Source organism: Paenibacillus sp. 19GGS1-52, from assembly GCF_022369515.1.
In the GTDB taxonomy this organism is placed as follows: Bacteria; Bacillota; Bacilli; order Paenibacillales; family Paenibacillaceae; genus Paenibacillus_AQ.
This window is the reverse complement of record NZ_CP059724.1, coordinates 6,758,330-6,779,224: the sequence shown is the minus strand read 5'-3', so window position 1 is coordinate 6,779,224 and position 20,895 is coordinate 6,758,330. Positions and strand designations below refer to the sequence as shown.

20 protein-coding genes are annotated in these 20,895 nt (G+C 46.4%); all 20 read left to right on the top strand.

Annotated features, from left to right (window positions below; translation table 11 throughout):
* Positions 1-69 precede the first annotated feature (69 nt).
* Positions 70-2,022: a type I pullulanase gene (gene pulA, locus H1230_RS31085; RefSeq protein ID WP_239713632.1), complete on the top strand. Its 1,953-nt coding sequence runs from the start codon at positions 70-72 to the stop codon at positions 2,020-2,022.
* A gap of 750 nt (positions 2,023-2,772) precedes the next feature.
* Positions 2,773-4,257: a glutamate synthase subunit beta gene (locus tag H1230_RS31080; RefSeq protein WP_239713631.1), complete on the top strand. Its 1,485-nt coding sequence runs from the start codon at positions 2,773-2,775 to the stop codon at positions 4,255-4,257.
* A 111-nt stretch (positions 4,258-4,368) separates the two neighbouring features.
* Positions 4,369-4,920 carry a phosphodiesterase gene (gene yfcE / locus H1230_RS31075; RefSeq protein ID WP_239713630.1) on the top strand — a complete coding sequence of 184 codons (552 nt, stop codon included), beginning with the start codon at positions 4,369-4,371 and terminating at the stop codon, positions 4,918-4,920.
* 105 nt (positions 4,921-5,025) lie between these two features.
* The gene (locus H1230_RS31070) at positions 5,026-6,054 is read left to right on the top strand and encodes an agmatine deiminase family protein (protein ID WP_239713629.1); all 1,029 of its coding nucleotides are present in this window, start codon (positions 5,026-5,028) and stop codon (positions 6,052-6,054) included.
* Between the two features lie 61 nt (positions 6,055-6,115).
* Positions 6,116-6,991 (top strand): N-carbamoylputrescine amidase, encoded by an 876-nt coding sequence (gene aguB / locus H1230_RS31065; RefSeq protein ID WP_239713628.1) that lies wholly within the window; start codon positions 6,116-6,118, stop codon positions 6,989-6,991.
* A 125-nt stretch (positions 6,992-7,116) separates the two neighbouring features.
* Complete coding sequence (locus H1230_RS31060) at positions 7,117-7,881, top strand: SDR family NAD(P)-dependent oxidoreductase (protein ID WP_239713627.1); 765 nt, start codon at positions 7,117-7,119, stop codon at positions 7,879-7,881.
* 124 nt (positions 7,882-8,005) lie between these two features.
* On the top strand, positions 8,006-8,824 hold the full coding sequence (locus H1230_RS31055; protein WP_239713626.1) for a transporter substrate-binding domain-containing protein: 819 nt from the start codon (positions 8,006-8,008) through the stop codon (positions 8,822-8,824).
* 117 nt (positions 8,825-8,941) lie between these two features.
* A complete protein-coding gene (locus H1230_RS31050) occupies positions 8,942-9,589 on the top strand; it encodes an amino acid ABC transporter permease (RefSeq protein WP_239713625.1) in 648 nt (215 codons plus the stop codon).
* A gap of 16 nt (positions 9,590-9,605) precedes the next feature.
* Positions 9,606-10,328: an amino acid ABC transporter ATP-binding protein gene (locus H1230_RS31045; protein ID WP_239717670.1), complete on the top strand. Its 723-nt coding sequence runs from the start codon at positions 9,606-9,608 to the stop codon at positions 10,326-10,328.
* 153 nt (positions 10,329-10,481) lie between these two features.
* The gene (locus H1230_RS31040) at positions 10,482-10,928 is read left to right on the top strand and encodes a tellurite resistance TerB family protein (protein WP_239713624.1); all 447 of its coding nucleotides are present in this window, start codon (positions 10,482-10,484) and stop codon (positions 10,926-10,928) included.
* Between the two features lie 121 nt (positions 10,929-11,049).
* Positions 11,050-11,646 carry a TerD family protein gene (locus H1230_RS31035; RefSeq protein ID WP_239713622.1) on the top strand — a complete coding sequence of 199 codons (597 nt, stop codon included), beginning with the start codon at positions 11,050-11,052 and terminating at the stop codon, positions 11,644-11,646.
* Positions 11,647-11,675: 29 nt separating this feature from the next.
* Entirely contained in the window at positions 11,676-12,251 is a 576-nt protein-coding gene (locus tag H1230_RS31030; protein WP_239713620.1) for a TerD family protein, read from the top strand.
* A 51-nt stretch (positions 12,252-12,302) separates the two neighbouring features.
* Positions 12,303-12,884 (top strand): TerD family protein, encoded by a 582-nt coding sequence (locus tag H1230_RS31025; protein ID WP_239713619.1) that lies wholly within the window; start codon positions 12,303-12,305, stop codon positions 12,882-12,884.
* A 131-nt stretch (positions 12,885-13,015) separates the two neighbouring features.
* The gene (locus H1230_RS31020) at positions 13,016-14,311 is read left to right on the top strand and encodes a TerD family protein (protein ID WP_239713617.1); all 1,296 of its coding nucleotides are present in this window, start codon (positions 13,016-13,018) and stop codon (positions 14,309-14,311) included.
* A 28-nt stretch (positions 14,312-14,339) separates the two neighbouring features.
* A complete protein-coding gene (locus H1230_RS31015) occupies positions 14,340-15,080 on the top strand; it encodes a TerC family protein (RefSeq protein ID WP_239713615.1) in 741 nt (246 codons plus the stop codon).
* 181 nt (positions 15,081-15,261) lie between these two features.
* Positions 15,262-16,473 carry an HpcH/HpaI aldolase/citrate lyase family protein gene (locus H1230_RS31010; RefSeq protein ID WP_239713614.1) on the top strand — a complete coding sequence of 404 codons (1,212 nt, stop codon included), beginning with the start codon at positions 15,262-15,264 and terminating at the stop codon, positions 16,471-16,473.
* A 76-nt stretch (positions 16,474-16,549) separates the two neighbouring features.
* Complete coding sequence (locus H1230_RS31005) at positions 16,550-17,845, top strand: phosphoribosyltransferase family protein (RefSeq protein WP_239717668.1); 1,296 nt, start codon at positions 16,550-16,552, stop codon at positions 17,843-17,845.
* Complete coding sequence (locus H1230_RS31000) at positions 17,842-18,993, top strand: cysteine protease StiP family protein (protein ID WP_239713612.1); 1,152 nt, start codon at positions 17,842-17,844, stop codon at positions 18,991-18,993. Before H1230_RS31005 ends, H1230_RS31000 begins: the two co-directional genes overlap by 4 nt.
* The gene (locus H1230_RS30995) at positions 18,990-19,823 is read left to right on the top strand and encodes an HAD family hydrolase (RefSeq protein ID WP_239713610.1); all 834 of its coding nucleotides are present in this window, start codon (positions 18,990-18,992) and stop codon (positions 19,821-19,823) included. Before H1230_RS31000 ends, H1230_RS30995 begins: the two co-directional genes overlap by 4 nt.
* A complete protein-coding gene (locus H1230_RS30990; RefSeq protein ID WP_239713609.1) occupies positions 19,820-20,875 on the top strand; it encodes an ATP-grasp domain-containing protein in 1,056 nt (351 codons plus the stop codon). Before H1230_RS30995 ends, H1230_RS30990 begins: the two co-directional genes overlap by 4 nt.
* Positions 20,876-20,895: the final 20 nt, after the last annotated feature.

The window sequence follows — 20,895 nt, the reverse complement described above, 5'->3', positions numbered from 1 at the left end:
AAACGTTTGCACTAAAGATAAAATCCTATTATAATTTCAGTTAATAAAGGGTAAAGGAGAGAGGTTTCTTTGTCTGTACAAAAGGAAATGAAAGAAAAGATTTATTTCGGTGACCCAGCGGCTACTGGCGGTATTTCGGTATTCGATCAGGATTTTGACACCTTGTTCAGTTATGACGGGGAAGATCTTGGTGTGACCTATTCAAAAGCACAATCCGTATTCTGTTTATGGGCACCAACTGCACAGGAAGCAGAGGTCGCAATGTATGATTCGTGGAAGGTAGAACAGGCACATACAGTTCCTATGATCCGTGACGTTCGCGGGGCTTGGAGACTGACGGTTGACGGTGATTTAGAGGGCAAGTATTATACATATCGTGTGCGTATCGGTGATAAATGGAACGAAGCGGTTGATCCATATGTGCGTGCCGTCGGAGTGAATGGGGATCGTGGCGTCATTATAGATCTGTGCAAGACGGACCCGCAGCGGTGGACTGAAGATAAGCCACCTCTGGATAACGTGGTAGATGCCATTATTTATGAGCTTCATCTGCGTGATTTGTCCATACATCCGGCAAGTGGCATTGTCCATAAAGGGCAATATCTCGGTTTGGCTGAAGAGGGTACCCGTGGGCCTGAAGGAATTCTCACAGGTCTGGATCATATTGCTGATCTCGGAGTTACCCATGTACAACTACTGCCTATTTTCGATTATGCAACAGAAAGTGTTGATGAAACCAAGCTGGATGAGCCTCACTACAACTGGGGATATGATCCGTTGAATTATAATGCTCCCGAGGGCTCTTATGCGACGGATCCTTATGTTCCAGGCCTACGGATTCAGGAGCTCAAAACAATGGTTCAGGCCTTGCATGATCGGGGTTTACGCGTCATTATGGATGTCGTCTATAACCATGTTTATGATGGCTACCTTATCCATTTCACGAAGCTGGTGCCTGGTTATTATTTGCGCTATAAGCGGGATGGGAGTCTCTCGAACGGCAGTGGTTGTGGTAACGATACCGCTACCGAACATGTGATGATGTCCCGTTTTATCGTAGAATCTGTGCTTTATTGGGCCAAGGAGTATCATATTGATGGTTTTCGCTTTGATCTGATGGGACTTATGGATATTGGCACAATGAAAGAAATCCGGCGCCGGCTGGACGAAGTCAATCCGTCGCTTCTAACGATCGGCGAAGGCTGGATTATGGAGACCGAGTTGCCGATGGAGCAGCTTGCAAATCAGACTAATGCGGACCAGCTGCCCGGAATCGGACATTTTAATGATGGCTTTCGGGATGCGATTAAAGGAAATCTGTTTCTGTATGATCAGCCCGGCTTTATCGGCGGGAAGTCTGGCTTGGAGCAGGCCGTGAAGACGGGAATCGCCGGAGGTATTGTTCACAGTCAAGAAATTGGCCAATTTGCTGATGAGCCACAACAATGTGTGAACTATGTGGAGTGTCATGACAATCATACTCTCTGGGATAAGATTGTATTATCCAGCCAAGGACAGACAGAGGAACAGCGGCGCGCCATGCATAGGCTTGCTTCTGCCATGGTATTGACGAGCCAGGGAATTCCTTTTCTCCATGCCGGTCAAGAATTTATGCGTACCAAAAAAGGTGTGGAGAACAGCTTCAAATCTTCAGCCGAGCTCAACTGTATGGATTGGGTACAATGCGCTGCTCATGAGGAGGATGTCGCCTATATGAAGCAGTTGATTTCGCTGCGTAAAGACCATCCGGCTTTCCGCCTGCGCAATGCTGAAGATATTCGCAAGCATCTAATATTTGAGAAGGCACCTGCTGGTGCGGTAGCTTATACACTTCGGAACCATGCTGGAGGCGACCCCGCGCAATCCTTATATGTTCTCTATAATGCCAACCCTGACCTGACTATACTGGATTTGCCGCAGTTGGGTGAATGGAAGATATTGTTCGGTAAAGAGCTGGTGCAGAAGCTGGACGGAGGTAAAGTTGCAACCTCCGGTATTGGGATGATCGTTTTGGCCGGGTAGCCATAGTTTCATCCAGGCTTTAATCTATAACCCTATTGGCAAAATGCCTTATATATGTAATATTTTAGAATGAAGTTGCAATACATAGGGTTTCAGATTATCTGCGGGAACAAAAAAAGGAGCAGCGCTATTAGTGCAACTCCAGACTGCTTGCAACTCGCAAAAAAGGCGTTCCTGGATCACTCCAGGAACGCCTCTTATTTAAGTGTCATCAGGTTATTCATTAGCTTCCGATTCCAAGATCGTGTGGGGTTTATTATGACAACAGGTTCTTTGGTACTGTATGATATGCTTGGCACAATTGGAGCAGTGATAGCCCCTACGATACTACATGTAGCGAGTAGAAAAACCAATTTTTTTCATTTAATATTTGCACCTCTCTGATTATATAAAGATAACCCTTCCTTGACTACGTCTGAATATTGTATACTGCACTTAAAAGAGAACAGCGCTTGCTGTCACTTCTATATTCACGTGTAACCCCGATGTTTTGGTGTAAAAGGTGACATTACTCATGTTCGGGCAGGAAATTCGGTGTTAATATAAAAGCATTTATTCCCCTTATTAACCCTTGCTGGGGGGTTGTACTGCAGGCAACAGTTGTTTTGTCGCAGCTCCCCACTTCGCTGCTTTACAGTGACAGAATGATAGTCGGCAACAGAGAGTAATTGTCTTTTGGAGCCGAATTAGGACAAGAATGCCGTCTTACTTATTCGGCGGCCAATCAGATAGACTCGGAGGATGACAGGTATGGGTAAAGCAACAGGATTTTTGGAATATCAACGGCAAACGCCTTCAGAGTGTGAGCCTCTGGAGCGAATTAAGAATTGGAATGAATTTTCGGTGAAGATGGATGAAGAGAAGCTACAGGAGCAAGGCGCTCGCTGCATGGATTGTGGCACACCGTTTTGTCATGTGGGACGTATTCTGTCAGGCATGGCCTCTGGCTGTCCCGTGCATAACCTGATTCCGGAATGGAATGATATGGTATACCGTGGCAACTGGGAGGTTGCGCTGAAGCGTCTGCACAAGACTAATAACTTTCCGGAATTTACAGGACGTGTATGTCCAGCTCCTTGTGAAGGCGCGTGTACTGTAGGGCTTAATGGCAATCCTGTAACGATAAAATCCATCGAAAAAGCGATTGTAGATAAAGGTTTCGCAGAGGGCTGGATTGTTCCTGAGCCTCCGTTGACTCGTACGGGCAAAAAAATAGCTGTAGTAGGCTCGGGTCCGGCAGGTCTTGCCTGTGCGGCCCAGCTCAACAAGGCTGGACATAGCGTAACCGTGTATGAACGAGCAGATCGTATTGGTGGTCTGCTGACCTACGGGATTCCAAATATGAAGCTTGATAAGAAAACGGTGCAGCGCCGGGTCGATCTGCTTGCAGCTGAAGGTGTCATCTTCGTAACCCGCACAGAGATCGGAGTGGATATTTCCGCAACACAGCTGAAGGATGAGCATGATGCAGTGGTCCTGTGCGGTGGATCTACGCAGGCCCGCGACCTCCCTATAGAAGGACGTGAGCTGGCAGGCATTCATCAGGCGATGGAATTCCTGACGTTGAATACTAAAAGTCTGCTGGATTCCAATCTAGCGGATGGGGAGTATCTGTCGGCGGCAGGCAAGGATGTAGTGGTCATCGGCGGCGGTGATACGGGTACGGACTGTGTAGCCACCTCGATCCGGCACGGCTGTCGCAGCGTGACCCAACTAGAGATTATGCCACAGTCTCCATTAACGCGTCAGGCTGGCAATCCTTGGCCAGAATGGCCGAAGGTACTGAAAGTTGATTATGGTCAGGAAGAGGCGGCTTCGTTATATAAGGAGGACCCGCGCCGTTATCTTGTTTCGACGAAACGCTTTGTCGGCAATGATGGGGGACAGGTGCAGGAGCTGCATACTGTACGTATTGAATGGACTCGTAATGAACAGGGCCGAATCGTCCCGGTTGAAGTTCCGGGCAGTGAGGAAGTCCTTAAGGCACAGCTGGTGCTGCTGGCTTTGGGTTTTACAGGTCCTGAAGAAACTGTGCTGGGACAGCTTGGAGTAGAACGTGATGAGCGCTCTAACGCCAAGGCGGAATTCGGAGCACAAGCTACGAATGTGGAAGCAGTATTTGCTGCAGGCGACATGCGCCGCGGACAAAGCCTTGTTGTGTGGGCAATTAACGAAGGCCGTCAGGCTGCTCGTGAAGTAGATCGCTTCCTCATGGGATCATCGAATTTGCCGTAAGTATAGAAGTAGTATTCAGAAGAACAGGGGCGCCCAGAGGGGCGTCCGCTTTGCGTTATAGGAACGTTCGAAGCTAAGATAGCAGTAAATTTGAAAAGGGGAGAATGCACGATGAAGCTGATGTTTATTTCTGATATTCATGGATCGTTATTTTGGTTGGAACGAGCGTTGGAACAAGTTGCCGAGGAGCAGCCGGACTGCCTCGTTATATTAGGAGACTTTTTATATCATGGACCAAGGAATCCGCTGCCCGATGGTTATGACCCGCAGGGTGTGGCCAGCAGACTGAACGATTATAACGCCAATCACCGGACCATCGTCGCTGTGCGCGGCAATTGTGATGCTGAGGTGGACCAGATGCTGCTGCAATTCCCGATGATGGGCGATTATGTATTAATTCTGCATGAAGGCAGACGAATTTATGCTACGCACGGGCATGGCTTTAGTATGGAGCATTTGCCTCAGCTTTCGGAGAAGGATATCTTTATCCAAGGGCATACCCATGTACCAGTGGCGGAAGTTAAAGAAGGGATATTTGTCCTCAATCCGGGTTCAATCTCTCTCCCTAAAGAGAACAATCCAAATTCTTATGCGGTCCTGCAGAATGGGGAATTCATAGTTAAGGATTTTGCAGGCAATACGATTAGAAATATTACGTTTTAATCAGCATCTTCACAAGGAATTGAGCCCTTCAACATATTATTGTATGATGGGTAAGGAGCTTTAAGGCAAGCTGGCTTCAAATATAACAGTAAAGGTAGCTAACGAATGTATCCTAAAGATTTGAACTATACAATGCCCGCAGAATGGGCCAAACACCAGCGTACTTTTATTTCCTGGCCTGTGCAGGCCTCCATGTGTTTCCCGGACAACCACGTCTCTGTATGCCAAGGTTACGCTGATATCATAGCGGCTATGGCAGAGTTCGAACCGGTAACAGTGCTTGTGAATCCAGACGAATTGGAAAGAGTAAAGTCTCTAGTCGGTGGAACAAATGTAACGTTGCTCCCTATTGAGCATAGCGATGCTTGGCTGCGTGATAATGGACCTACTTTTGTAGTGAATAAAGAAGGTAAACTTGCTGGAGTGAACTGGAAGTTTAATGCCTGGGGTGGTAAATATGCGCCTTGGGATCTGGACGATAAGGTAGCCCCGCAGATTCTGGAGCAGCTGAAAGTGACCCGTTTTGATGCGCCGCTTGTAATGGAAGGTGGCTCTATCCATACGGATGGAGAAGGAACATTATTAACAACTGAAGAATGCTTGCTTAACGTCAACCGCAACCCTGAACTGGGACGGGGAGATATTGAGAATTATGTAATGAAATATACAGGGACAGAATCCATCATCTGGCTGAAACGCGGGTTAAGCGGGGATGAAACCGATGGACATGTCGACAATATTGCTTGTTTTGCTGCACCAGGTAAAGTCATTATTCAGTTCTGTGAGGATCCTCAGGACGAGAACTATGAGATCACAGCGGAGAATGTGCGTATTTTGGAGAATGCCATCGATGCCCAAGGCCGGAAGCTGGAGATTATTAAGATTCAGCAGCCGCCCCGCGTGGATGGCGAGGAGGGCCGGCTGACGCTCAGCTATTTGAACTTTTACTTTGTGAACGGCGGTATAATTTTGCCGGTGTTCGGCGGAACAGCAGCAGAAACGGATAGACTCGCCGAGCAAGTGCTTACTGAACTGTTCCCAGACCGTAGAATTCGTACAGTAAATGGAATGGCGGTCATTACCGAAGGCGGCAACGTACACTGCACCACACAGCAAATGCCAGTCTCTATATAATCGAGGTAATCGATTAGACAAGTTATAGAGCGGACATCTATTTATAAGGAGGACAGTACCCGTGAGAAAAGTAAAAGTAGCTGCGACACAAATGAGCTGTTCCAGCAACATAGATGAGAATATCAGCAAGGCCGAAATATTGGTCAGAGAAGCAGCGGCCCAGGGAGCGCAGATTATTTTGCTGCAGGAGCTGTTCGAGACCCCCTATTTCTGCCAGAAGGAGAAAGCGGATTATTATGCCTATGCGACGGAGCTTGAGCAGAACAAAGCGGTCAACCATTTCAAAGCAATAGCCAAAGAGCTGCAGGTGGTGCTGCCCATCAGTTTTTATGAGAAGAAGAATTATGCCCGTTATAACTCGCTGGCTGTAATCGATGCGGACGGAACAGTGCTCGGCAAATACCGCAAGAGCCACATTCCTGATGGCCCAGGTTATGAAGAGAAGTTCTATTTCAATCCGGGAGATACTGGATTTAAGGTGTGGAATACCCGCTATGCGAAGATTGGTGTCGGCGTCTGCTGGGATCAATGGTATCCAGAGGCGGCTAGGGTCATGAGCCTGATGGGCGCAGAAATCCTATTCTATCCTACAGCTATCGGTTCAGAGCCGCAGGACGGTTCCATTGATTCCAAGGATCACTGGCAGACCTGCATGCTGGGCCATGCGGCCGCCAACCTGATACCTGTCATTGCTTCCAATCGGATCGGCGAGGAAATGGATGAGGACTCCAGCATTAATTTCTATGGATCATCATTCATTGCAGGTCCTCAGGGCAATAAGATTGTTGAGGCTGGACGTGATGAACAGACGGTGCTAGTGAGCGAATTTGATCTCGATGCATTGGAGGTTGGACGGCTTGAGTGGGGGATTTTCCGCGACCGTCGGCCAGAGCTGTACAGACTGATTTCTTCCTATGATGGAGACTTAACCTTTTAATTTAATATCTAGTATTGTATAGAATAACGGGTACGGCCAAGGATGCTAACGATCTCTTGACTGTGCCCGTTTTTTGCGAAATGGTTTATTTATATAACCGAACGATCATATCCGAGGAGGAATTGATGATGTATCCAACTTTTGATTTGAATGGAAAAATAGTAGTGATCACAGGGGCAAGCATGGGTTTAGGGCAAGGTTTGGCTAAAGCACTCGCACATGCAGGTGCGAAGGTTATTCTTACAGCGCGCAGCGTGCAAAAGCTGGAGCTTGTAGCAGAGGAAATCCGCGCGGAAGGTGGAGAAGCAGAGATTCGTCAACTGGACGTTACGGATACAGCACAAATTGGCACCGTCATGAACGAAGTGAAGGCAGCCTTTGGCCATATTGATATTTTGGTCAATAATGCAGGCCTTGGGGCAAATCATGCGGCGGTAGATGTAACAGAAGAGGATTGGGACAGCATGATGGATGTGAACCTGAAAGGGTTGTTCTTTTGCTGCCAGGCCGCCGGAAAAATCATGCTTGAGCAAGGGAATGGGAGAATTGTGAACATCAGCTCTCAAGCCAGTGTTGTCGGCATCATCGACCACGCCGTTTATTGTGCGTCCAAGGGTGGCGTGAATCAGCTGACCCGTGTTCTGGCACTGGAATGGTCTCGTCACGGAGTGAATGTCAATGCGGTCGCCCCTACGTTTACTTATACACCGGGTACTGCTGAGCGCTTGGACGACCCGAAATACTATAGCGACGTAGTTAACCGGATTCCTGCCAATCGGGTAGCTGAAATACAGGATGTCGCCGGTGCTGTTATTTATCTCGCCTCCTCTGCGGGTAACATGGTTACGGGGACCACACTATTGGTAGATGGAGGCTGGACTGCACAATAAATGTTACAATCCATTGATATTATGTCATATAACATGACACATTGAGGAAAAGTTAATTGTCACCATCACTTTAATCTGTTAAAATCTCCTTAAGTTATTTACAAATAAGTAGGGGGATTGGAGCATGAAGAGTAGAAAAAAATGGGCGATGTCAGCTTTAGTAGCATTTTTAGTAGTAGCAATGGTGGGTTGTAGCTCCAATAATGACAAATCTGCAGGTGGAAGTAATGCGGCAGAGAAGATTATGTTTGCTAGCGATGCTAGTTATGCGCCAATGGAATATATGGATACAGACACCATCAAAGGCTTCGATATCGATTTTATCGCTGCGGTAATGAAGGAAGCGGGTATCGATTACGAAGTGAAGAATACAGGCTGGGATACGATGCTTACAAGCGTGAAGCAGGGTACGGAGTATCAAGCTGGATTATCCTCAGTCTCAATTACGGATGAACGCAAGGAAACCTATGACTATTCCATTCCTTATTTTGAATCCACGAATATGATCATGGTTAAAGAAGGCAGCGACATTAAGAGTGCGCTTGACCTGAAGGATAAGGTCGTGGCTATTCAGGGAGCTACTACGGCTGATGATCTGATGAGCGGCATTATGGGTGTAGACAACACTAATCTGAAACGTTTTGACAGCAATGCGGTAGCACTAATGGAATTGAACGGCGGCGGTGCCGATGCAGTTGTAGCGGATATCGCAATCGTACGCGAATACATGAAGAATAATCCCGATCAGAAGCTGGTAGGTATTGTAGATACTAAGAATTTTGGATCAGAGTATTATGGCATTCTGTATCCTAAAGGCAGTGAATGGAAGGCTAAACTTGACCCAGCGATCAAGAAGGTCCTGGAGAATGGGAAATACGCAGAAATCTACAAAACATGGTTCGGCGAAGAGCCTAACATGGACAACCTTCTAAAAGCGCAGTAAGCCAAGAAATAACCAAGCATGCGTAATGATAGCTATTGCGCATGCTTCTTTTTTTGAAATAGAAGAGCCTATATGTAAAGCAACAGATATTTAAGTAGAAGAGAAGGGAAGAGTACTATGGATTTCAAATTTGATATCATTATTCATTATTTGCCAGTTCTATTTAGAGGAACAATGCTGACGATCGGCTTCTCTATCGTTTCTATACTGATTGGTTCCATTCTCGGACTAGGCATTGGCTTCGGAAAAATGGCGCCACGCTGGTATTTTCGCTGGCCCTTTCATTTATATATTAACTTCTTCCGCGGGACACCGCTTTATGTGCAGATTCTGATTGTCCATTTCGGCGTGGTACCTCCTATTTACGGCAAGACTAATGCTCTTATTTCTGGGGTTGTAGCTCTTTCGCTAAACTCCGCTGCCTATTCTGCTGAAATTTTTCGGGCGGGTATTCAGTCTATTGATCGGGGGCAGAAGGAAGCGGCCATTTCACTGGGTATGAGTAGCAGGCAGGCGATGCGGTTTATCATTCTTCCACAGGCTATCAAACGGATGGTTCCAGCTTTTGGGAATGAATTTATCGTATTGGTGAAGGACTCCTCGCTTATGGCTATTGTAGCCGCACCGGAAATTATGTATTGGAGCAACACTATGAAAGGTCAATATTTGCGGATCTGGGAGCCGTATTTGACCGCCGCCTTAATCTATTTCATTCTTACCTATTCCCTCAGCAAGCTGCTGAATTATCTCGAACGGAGGGTGTAAGCATCCTATGGAACCTATTATCTCAGTAAAGCATTTACATAAATCGTTCGGAGCGAATACGGTGCTGACCGATATTAACGTTGATATTTATAGCCAAGAGGTTGTAGTGGTCATCGGACCATCCGGTTCGGGGAAATCCACCTTCCTGCGTTGTCTGAATTTGCTGGAACAGCCGCAGAGCGGAGAGATTATTATCGAAGGTATTTCTTTGATGGACAAGAGCACCAAGATTAACGATATTCGCACAGAGCTCGGGATGGTGTTCCAGCAATTTAACCTGTTTCCGCATAAGAAAGTTATCGAGAACATCATGCTTGCGCCGATTCAGGTTCGTAAATGGTCTCCGGAGAAAGCACGGGAAAAGGCGCTGCAACTGCTGCAAAAAGTAGGCTTAAGCGAGAAGGCGGAGATGTATCCGGCGTCCTTATCCGGCGGTCAGGCGCAGCGTGTAGCCATTGCGCGGGCGCTCGCTATGGAGCCTAAGATTATGCTGTTTGATGAGCCAACTTCTGCACTGGACCCGGAGATGGTCGGTGAGGTGCTGGCGGTGATGAAAGATCTGGCCCGTGAAGGCATGACGATGATTGTGGTTACACATGAGATGGGCTTTGCACGCGAGGTTGGGGACCGGGTTCTTTTTATGGAACAGGGAATTATAGTAGAGGAAGGTAGCCCGGAGCAATTGTTTGGGAATCCGGCGCAGGAACGTACCCAGGCCTTTCTTTCTAAAGTACTGTAGAATTCTGGGAAAGTAGAATATTGTGATTTAATCGGGTATATTAGAGTAGTAAGCATGAATGGAACCCATATGTTAACATTTATCGGATATGCGGAGAGGAGGCTCTGGGATATCTTTTATTATCATAAATCATAGTGATAGAAGGAGAATACGATGAGCACATTTAAAAATTGGTTAAACACAACGAAAAACGGACTGTCGGATCAAGTTAAGAAATTCAAAAATAAGGATTTCATGAATGCGGTGGTTGCGGGTTGCGCACTAGTTGCTGCTGCTGACGGTAAGATTACGGAAGCTGAGAAGAACAAAATGGCTGGATATATGAACATAAGCAATGAATTGAAGGTATTTGACATGAAAGAAGTTATTAATCAATTCAACTTCTACGTCAGTAACTTTGATTTCTCTCCAGAAATCGGCAAGCAAGAGGCGCTGAAGAGTATCTCTAAATTTAGCAGCAAACCAGAAGTGGGACGTGTTATCGTGGGAGTATGTTCTGCCATTGGAGCAGCTGATGGTGACTTTGATGAGCATGAGAAAGCGGTAGTGCGAAATATTTGCAGTGTATTAGGATTAAACCCAGGCGAATTCAGCCTATAATAAAAGGTATGTATCTGGAAATCGCTTGAAACATAATTGCTTCTCTATCGTATCACTGGTATAACACCCAAGAGTTAGACTTACAGGTTGTGATTCTTTTCGGAGATGGAGGTATGTGAATTTGGCTGGAATTAATCTGGTAAAAGGTCAGAAGATTGATCTGACAAAAGGTAATGCAGGACTTTCCAATGTGATCGTAGGTTTGGGTTGGGACCCTGCTGAGCCGGCGCGGGGCTTCTTCGGTGTCAAGAAGCAGGCGAACATTGATTGCGACGCATCGGCACTGCTGCTGAGCGAAGATGGCAAGTTAACGAAGAAAGGCAATTTGATATATTTCTCAAACAAGCAAAGTCCTTGTAATTCGGTTATTCACTCAGGGGACAACCTAACAGGTGAAGGCGATGGCGACGACGAGCAAATTACAGTTAATTTGAGCGCTGTTCCTGCAGATGTTCATAAGATTGTAGTTGTTGTTAACATTTATGATGCAGTGAACCGCAAACAGGACTTTGGGATGATCAAATCAGCTTATATTCGGGTAATTAATTCTGCTGGTAACAATGAACTGATTAAGTTCAATCTGTCGGACAATTACACAGGCTTTACGGCATTAATTTGCGGGGAGCTTTATCGCAATGGCGGAGAATGGAAGTTTGCCGCAATCGGTGAAGGCAGTCACGCAGCACATATCAGTCAATTGGCAGAACGTTATATCTAATTCAAATTGAAGAAGAGAGGTCTGTACACATGGCAATTAATTTATCTAAAGGTCAAAAGATTGACTTAACGAAAACGAATCCGGGTCTTTCCAAAATTACGGTAGGCTTGGGCTGGGACACTAATAAATATGATGGCGGTAAAGATTTCGACTTGGATGTTTCTGTATTCTTAACAAATGCTGGCGGAAAAGTGGATAAAGAGACTAATTTTATCTTCTTCAATAATAAGCAGAACGAGAACGCTTCCGTTGTCCATACTGGCGATAATCGCACTGGTGAAGGTGATGGTGACGATGAACAGGTTCAAGTGGATCTTTTGAACATCCCAGCCGACGTAGAAAAAGTTGCTTTTACCATTACAATCTATGAAGCAGAAGCAAGAAGCCAAAATTTCGGACAAGTCTCCCGTTCTTATGTACGTATCGTAAATGATGCGAACAGTGAAGAATTGATCCGCTTTGATCTGGGCGAAGATTTCTCCGTTGAGACAGGTGTGGTTGTCGGTGAACTTTATCGTAACGGTGCTGAATGGAAGTTCAATGCAATCGGCAGCGGCTATAAAGACGGTTTGTCCGGCTTGACCCGTGATTACGGCTTGAATTAATTCTGTAATTGCTTAAACCTGTAAATATACTCATGAAAGAAGGTTTCGCCAGTGACGATCAGTCTTTCCAAAGGACAGCGGATTGATCTTACCAAGACCAATCCGGGTCTGACGAAGGTAGTAGTAGGATTGGGCTGGGATACGAACAAATATAGCGGTGGTCAGGATTTTGATCTGGATGCTTCAGCGTTTCTGTTGCATGAGGACGGCAAAGCCAAGGGCCCCGATGATTTTGTATTCTACAACAATCCGACCGGCGGTGCAGGTTCCTTGACTCATACGGGAGATAACCGTACAGGTGAAGGTGACGGGGATGACGAGCAGATCATTGTTGATTTCGGCAAAGTTCCAGCTCACATTCAACGCATTGGTATAACGGTAACGATCTATGATTATGCCGCACGTGCGCAGAACTTTGGACAAGTCTCCAATGCCTTCGTGCGTGTCGTGGATGCTTCATCCGACCGTGAGGTCATGCGTTTTGATTTGGGTGAAGATTTCTCAACGGAAACGGCCGTTGTATTCTGCGAATTTTATCGCAATGGTGCGGATTGGAAGTTCCAGGCGATTGGCAGTGGTTTTGCCGGCGGTCTGGGTGCATTAACCAAGAACTACGGATTGGACGCGCAATAGCAATCTTTGGGCGGGGTCTTTACCGACTCTGCCCTTTTTCTAAAAATTTTGGAGTCCCGCAATGAGTTTGGATGAAGTCTCAAACTTTGTAGGGCTCCTTTAATTACTCCATTCATAAAGGTGGCGTAAGAATGAGCATTGAAGTTGTCAAAGGACAAAAGGCTGAACTAACCAAAGGAAACCCAGGAATTAACCATCTAACCGTAGAGATCGGCTGGAAATCGCCAGCGACGTTAGAGATAGATACCTCTGCTTTTCTGCTTGGGGCGCAAGGTAAAGTGAGAAACGATGATGATTTAATTTTCTATAATAATCCATACACACCTTATATCAGATATAAGGACGTGCCTGCTGCGAGCGGGCTCAAGCAATTTGAAGTTGAACTGGATAAGATTCCTTCCGATATTATAAAGATCGCCTTTACGACTACGATCTATGATGGGGAGAAGAGGGGTCAAAGTTTTGGGCAAGTCCAAGAGGCTTATTTTCGTATTCTGAATCAGGTGACGGGTTCGGAAATCCTCCGATGTGACCTTGGAAATCATTTCTCTGTGGAAACGGCCGTTGTGGTAGGAGAATTATATAGATACAACACTGAGTGGAAGTTCAACTCCATTGCAGCAGGTTTTGCTGGTGGACTGAAGGAGTTATGTAGCAACTTTGGAATAGAGGTTGCTGATGAGCCAGCCCTCCCTGCTCCGCAGCCTGAGGTTATACACAAATTACCGGAGCCTATTCCAGAACCTAAGCCACAGATTCCACCACGAATCTTAGCGGCTCCTTTGCCCGTGAGGCAAGAGGAGTTTCCTCCAGCTCCGGTAGTGAATCTCAATCTGAAGAAGATCGAGCTGAAGAAAAAAGGCGATTCCATCAACCTGAAGAAATCAGCTGGTGGTCTCGGTGAAGTCTTGATCAACCTGAACTGGAATCAGAAGCAAGGTGGAGGCCTATTTAGCCGCAAGAATGGGGTGGATTTGGACCTCGCATGTTTATATGAGCTAAAGAACGGTAGTAAGGGAGTAGTTCAAGCGCTGGGTAACTCATTTGGTTCATTGAGCCAGCCTCCTTACGTCTTTCTCGATGGCGATGATCGCACAGGAACCGTAACAACTGGTGAGAATCTGCGTATTAACGGTACTAAGATTGCAGAAATTGAACGGATTCTTATCTTTGCATTTATTTATAAAGGTGTTACCAACTGGTTGGAAGCTGATGGTATTGTTACTATTAAACAGAGTGGAGGGCCGGACATTATTGTGCATATGGACGAGCATAACAATCACAAAGGGATGTGTGCAATTGCCCTATTCCAGAATGTGAGTAATGAAACGTTCAGTATCGAAAGGCTTGTGCAATATTTCAGCGGCCATCGGGAGATGGATCAGGCATACAGGTGGGGGCTGCGCTGGGTAGCAGGCAGTAAATAAACTTATATAACCGGGGGCGCGAATTGTAATGGACTGGTTCATTAATTTTTTTAGTAGCATTAGTGAGAATTACGGGCATTTTTTCTCATGGAGCGATGTTGTCAATACGCTTTCTGACCCGGTCAGTTGGGGTATTATCGGAAGTTTGGTATTGCTGGAGGGTTTGCTTTCTGCGGATAATGCGCTTGTACTTGCGGTTATGGTCAAGCACCTGCCAAAAGATCAACAGAAGAAGGCACTCTTTTACGGGATATTAGGGGCTTATTTATTCAGATTTATTGCTATTGGATTAGGAACTTATCTTATTGGATTCACTTTGGTTAAGGTTCTGGGTGCGCTGTACCTCTTTTATATCGCTTATAAAGGATTATTTAAGGGTGGTAGCGAAGAAGAAATTAAGAACAAAGGCACCTCTTTTTGGAAAACTGTACTGCTTGTTGAACTTATGGATATTGCTTTCAGTATTGACAGTGTAATTGCGGCGTTTGGATTGAGTAACCAGGTCTGGGTGCTCTTCATGGGTGGCGTTCTGGGTGTGCTGATGATGCGTGGCGTAGCTCAGCTGTTCTTGCGGCTCATTGAACGATTCCCTGAACTAGAGCAGGCTGCATTCCTGCTTATTGCGATTATTGCCGGTAAGATGCTTGCAGGTGCTTTCGGATACGAATTGCCGCAAGTTGCATTCTTCGCCATTCTGATTGCTGTCTTCGTAGGAACCATTCTCTACAGCTCCAGAAAGAAGAAAAGAGCGGCCGATAAGGAAGCGTAATAGGGGGATTTTTACAGAGGAGATTCCTCTCGAGTTAATCGTATATTTATAGCGTAGGCCTTTGCTTGTAATTGAGAGAGCCGGATGCCGTCCCCGAGAGGACGGCATAGTCGGTTCTGCAACTCTCTATGAAGAGAGTCTGCGCTTGTTTTGCGTCGCAAAACTATAAGGGGGAAGGGCCTTGAGATACTTCGATTACCTGACACAAGAGCAAGAAACATCTTTATTTCACTCTCTGCCTATAACATTTGATAATAATACTCGCAAGGAACTGCTGGCCAATGCTGTTGGAGCAGCCCTTTATATGCCTGCTACCCGTGTCAGTGTTGCTGAAGATATTCTGAAGCTTAAGAGCTCCGGTCTGGTAACCGTAATTATTGATCTTGAGGATGCTATTGGAGATGGCGAGGTTGATCACGCCGAGCAATCTATCGTCCGACATCTTGCTTTTCTGGCCGCATATGCAGAGAACAATACGGATGGGGATAACAGTCTTCCACTCCTTTTTATTCGTGTACGCAATCCATATCAATTACAACAGCTGATTTTCCGGCTGGGTTCTTTAATTTCGATCTTGACCGGTTTCGTTTTTCCTAAGTTTACAGCAGAGAATGGTGTGGAATATTTTGAAGCGATTGCCGATTACAATAGCTCACGCAGCTATTCGGCTCCAGTACTCTATGGGATGCCTATTCTGGAAAGTGCTCCTATAATTTATCGGGAGAGTCGGTTGGAGAGCTTGTTGGCCATCCGTGATTTGCTAGGTGACTACCGTGATTATGTGCTGAACGTCAGAATTGGCGCTACGGATTTCTCCAGTCTGTTCGGATTGCGTCGTAGTCCGGATATTAGTATCTATGATCTGACCCCTATCCGGGACTGCATGTCGGATATTATTAATATATTTGGTCGGGTGGAAGAGGGCTATGTCATCTCGGGACCGGTTTGGGAGTATTTCACGAATAAAGGACACCGGGTGCTCCGTCCGCAGTTGCGTCAGACCCCGTTTGAGGATACGTATGGTAAGAGTGAAGGGCGTGTGATGCGCAACAGCTATATTTCCAGTGCCATAGACGGACTCATTCGTGAAGTGATTTTGGATAAAGAAAATGGGATTATAGGCAAAACGATTATACATCCTTCTCACCTCAGACCTGTTCAGGCGATGTACACAGTCATGCACGAGGAATATGTTGACGCCCTAAGTATCGTAGAGAGCAATGATGGCAGCCGTGGAGTGTTCAAGAGCCAATACTATAATAAGATGAATGAAATTAAGCCGCACTTGAATTGGGCAAAACGTATTTTACTACGATCTCAAATATACGGGGTGTTACATGAACAACAGCATTTTGTCGGGTTATTGCCCGAGAACGAATACACACACGTATAATATTGTCGAGAACCTGCAGGTTACTGTAACTGAAACGTCCAACCCCTTTAATATGCCGCTAGATTCATTATTCTCCATGGCGGCACGAATTAACAAGAAGCGCTCCTTTTTGTTCGTCAGCAAGGTGCTAGGCAAGCATATCCCTGTAAATCCGTTTACTCCGCTGTTAAGTGGAGCTGCTTTGGGGCTGTTGTTGTATCAGGAGATGAACAAAGACACAGCAGATGCGGGACAGATGGAGGAGCTGCTGAACAAAGCAGTACACGGGCTGATTCATCCGGACCAAGCTGAGGAAGCTTACCATGATTTATTATCTGCACGGTTAATTCTACCTCATCCGGTTGTCTTTATCGGCTTTGCCGAGACAGCAACGGCACTAGGTCATAGTATGTTCAACATGTTTGCCGCTGGTGCATCATATATTCATACTACTCGTGAAGACATTCCTGAGCTGGAGTCGGTTGTGAGTTTTGAAGAAGAGCACTCTCATGCGGTAGCTCATTTATGTTATGCCCTAAACCCAGGGTTATTATCAGGAACCGAGCCGATTATATTGGTTGATGATGAGATTACTACCGGAAATACAGCAATCAATACGATCCGTGATATCCACTCCAAGTTCCCACGGCAGGAATATGTAGTTGCTTCCATTCTTGATTGGAGGACTGGGAAGAACGTTCAGACTTATAATGATTTAGAGCAGGAGCTGGGGATCCGCATCACTTCGTTATGCTTGCTCCAGGGCAGTATAGAAGTGACGGGGGTACCTCTTCTAAGGGCTGGAGGAGACCAGGACACGGCGCCTTCAACTGATGCTCCAGTTGTGACTACTTATGTGCAGGATAGCTTGGAGCGACTGCCGGTGAGCTCTAGAGATTCCTATGGAGAGATCAATAAATCTCCTTATGTGAAAAACAGTGGGCGCTTCGGATTGGAGTCACCTAATAATAAAGAGATTGATCAGGGTGTAAGCAGGATTGCAGCTCAGCTGCGTGAGTTGCGTGAAGGTCCACGGGCAATGATCATGGGTGTGGGTGAGTTTATGTATCTGCCGATGCGGATCGCCGCCGAAATGGGCGAGGGTGTCTCTTATCAATCGTCTACTCGCAGTCCAATTCATCCTGAGCGCAGATCCGATTATGGTGTGCACAGCGCTGAAGCTTATCCATCTGCAGGAGACCCGGAAATTACCAACTTTATTTATAATGTTGATCCTGGTCAGTATGACGATATATTCGTGCTAATTGAGCGTGATGTTCCAAGGCAGCGAATAGAGCCGATGACGGATATCTTGAAGAAGCTGGCAGGCCATAAAGTACATCTTATTGTGTTAAGCCCGAAAGATTCAGAAGTGGAGGATGTAGCGAGATGAAGGGAACAGGCACAGAAGAGATTTTGAACAGAAGAATAACCTCACCGGTTCCCTTGGGCAGCTATCCTGCGTCAGATGTTACCTTTCTATTAAAGGATCTTAGCGCGGTTACACTGGAGCGAGCTACAGCAGAACGGGAGGAAGCGATTCAATCCGGTACACATTATTCCGAAATGCTTCCCGTTGAATATCAGCCAACAGAGCAATATATTGAATTATTTCATGAGACGCTGCAGCAATCAGCGGAGAAAGTCGCACTGGCTGTAGCCGTTGTTTCCGAGATGATTGTTGCTCAGAGGAAACCTAACTGTGTCCTCGTCTCTTTGGCTAGAGCGGGAACGCCGATAGGTGTACTGATTAAGCGTTATATAGCGGAGCGATACGGAAGAGATCTGCCGCATTATAGCATCTCTATTATCCGAGGTAAAGGTATTGATGAGAATGCAATCCTCTACATGCTGCAACAGCATGGACTGGATGCTGACCTGCAGTTTATCGATGGCTGGACAGGAAAAGGAGCCATTCGTCAGGTATTAATTGAAGCTTGCAACAGCCTCGATAAGAAATATGGCATTCGCTTGAATGATGATCTGGCCGTGCTGGCCGATCCCGGGAATTGCTCTGGGACCTTTGGGACGAGAGAAGATTACCTAATTCCAAGCGCCTGCTTGAACTCTACGGTATCGGGTTTGATGAGCCGCACAGTGCTGCGTGATGATCTGATCGGACCCGAAGAATTTCATGGGGCGAAATTTTATAAAGAATGGCTGGACACGGATTTATCCAATGTTTTTATTGAGGCGATTTGTCCATATTTCCCTTCAGTCACAGAAGAGGCTCTGCAGATTGCCAGCCTGATGCTGAAGTCTCCACCAGACATTACCTGGGCGGGCCTTCGTGATATTAAGAGTATTCAGGAAACCTTCGGTATAGCTGATATTAATCTGGTTAAACCCGGAGTAGGTGAGACAACTCGGGTGCTGCTGCGCAGAGTACCTTGGAAAATTCTTGTCGATACTATGGATAACCCGAATCTGCGGCATATACTGCTGCTGGCCGAGGATCGGGGCGTACCTGTTGAGGTGTTTCCGGGACTAACGTATTCCTGCTGCGGGATTATTAAACCGCTGAAGGGAGAGAGTGAATGATCTACGCCAGTGATCTGGACCGTACGTTAATCTACTCCCTCAGTGCGATCGGTGTTCCTGAGGATTCGCCAGGTCTGGTTCCAGCCGAGATCATTGAGGGAAGAACGGTTTCATACATTTCCCAGCAAACGCTGGACCAGTTGAAGAAGCTCACCTCAAGTATTATTTTCATGCCAGTTACTACGCGTACAATTCAGCAATATAAGCGGATTAACCTGTTTCAGGAAACCATAATCCCGGATTATGCGATTACGAGTAACGGTGGGAATATTCTGCACCGCGGTGTGATTGACAAGGACTGGAGAGCCTCTGTAGGCAGGCTGGTAGAGCGTGGCTCTGCTAAGGCAGAGGAGGTTGAGGTGCTTGTCCGGTCTGTCGTGCGTGAAGAATGGATGATTAGCGAGCGGTATTGCGATGAGTTATTCTACACCTTTGTTGTGCATCGTGATCTGCTGCCTATGGATGAGATTACCCATCTGGCAGAACGGCTGTATGGCCTGGGCTGGAAAATCTCCTTACAAGGGCGTAAGCTGTATGTTGTGCCAGTGGCTGTGAACAAAAGCGATGCCATTATTCATGTGCGGCGCACGGTCCATTCGGAGCCGATGGTGGCTTCAGGAGACTCCTTGTTGGATAAAGGACTGTTGGATAGCGCCGACTATTGTATCGCACCTTGTCATGGAGAAATATTTGCGGAACAGCAGAGTGGTCTTGTAGAATCAAAGTATCGCTTTACGGAGCGCTCGGGTGTATTTGCCGGAGATGAGATTTTGCAGTATGTAAGCAATATTTATAATAATTTAACAGCATTGGGAGTTGGGCCACAATGAAAAAGGTAAATATATATTTCAATCGCTGGTTTTCCGTGGCTTTTCATTACATGAATCTCATCCGGAATAACGAGGACGGCATCCCGTTCCAAATATTCGCTACCCACCCCGATCCCCAGCATATGTCACTGCAAGGCGCTGACGTTGCTGGAACCGAACCGGCCCTGAAAGGAATCGAGTACGTTCAATTCTGTGTTGATTTTTGTCGCCGTAATGAGATCGATATTTTTATTCCACGACTGCATATGCTGGATATCGCCTTACATGCCCCTATGTTTGATGCCATTGGCACGAAGGTTCTGGTCTGTCGAGATCTTGATCTGCTGGAGACCATTATGGATAAGGGCAAGTTCTATGAAAGTGTTACAGACAAAGGCATTATGATCATCCCCGATTATCATGTGGTTCGTACGGTAGAGCAATTTAAAGTTGCCTATCAGGATCTTGTAGCTAAAGGCCATCGTGTCTGCTTTAAACCTACTGAAACAGAAGGCGGCTTAGGCTTCCGGATTATTGACAATGACCGCAGTCCTCTGCAGGAGTTATTCGGGCATGTGACACCGTTGATTTCTTTTGATGAGGCTTATCGTATTCTTTCCAGTGAGACTTTCTTCCCTGATCTGATGGTGATGGAGCTGCTGGAGGGTTATGAATATAGTATAGATTGTCTGGCGGATGAGAATGGTAAACTTTTAGCAGCTGTGCCACGCCGCAAGGCGGGTGGGCGTCTGCGATTGATGGAGCATATACCGGAGCTCGAGCTGATTGCTTCCCGCGTAGCGGAAACCTATAAAATACCTTTTAATTTCAATATTCAAATGAAGTACAGTGGGGCAACGCCCAAGCTGCTTGAGATCAACCCCCGCATGTCCGGAGGTTTGCATATTTCCTGTCTGTCTGGCATTAATTTCCCTTACCTGGCGGTCAAAAGTGCGCTCGGCGGCGAGGTTCAACCTGCTGGATTCGCAGACAATGTATTGGCCAGCCATGTGGAACAACCATTAATTATGAGAATAAACGGTGAATCAGCTGTTCATGACACCGTGAATTAAGCATCATCAAACACACTCAC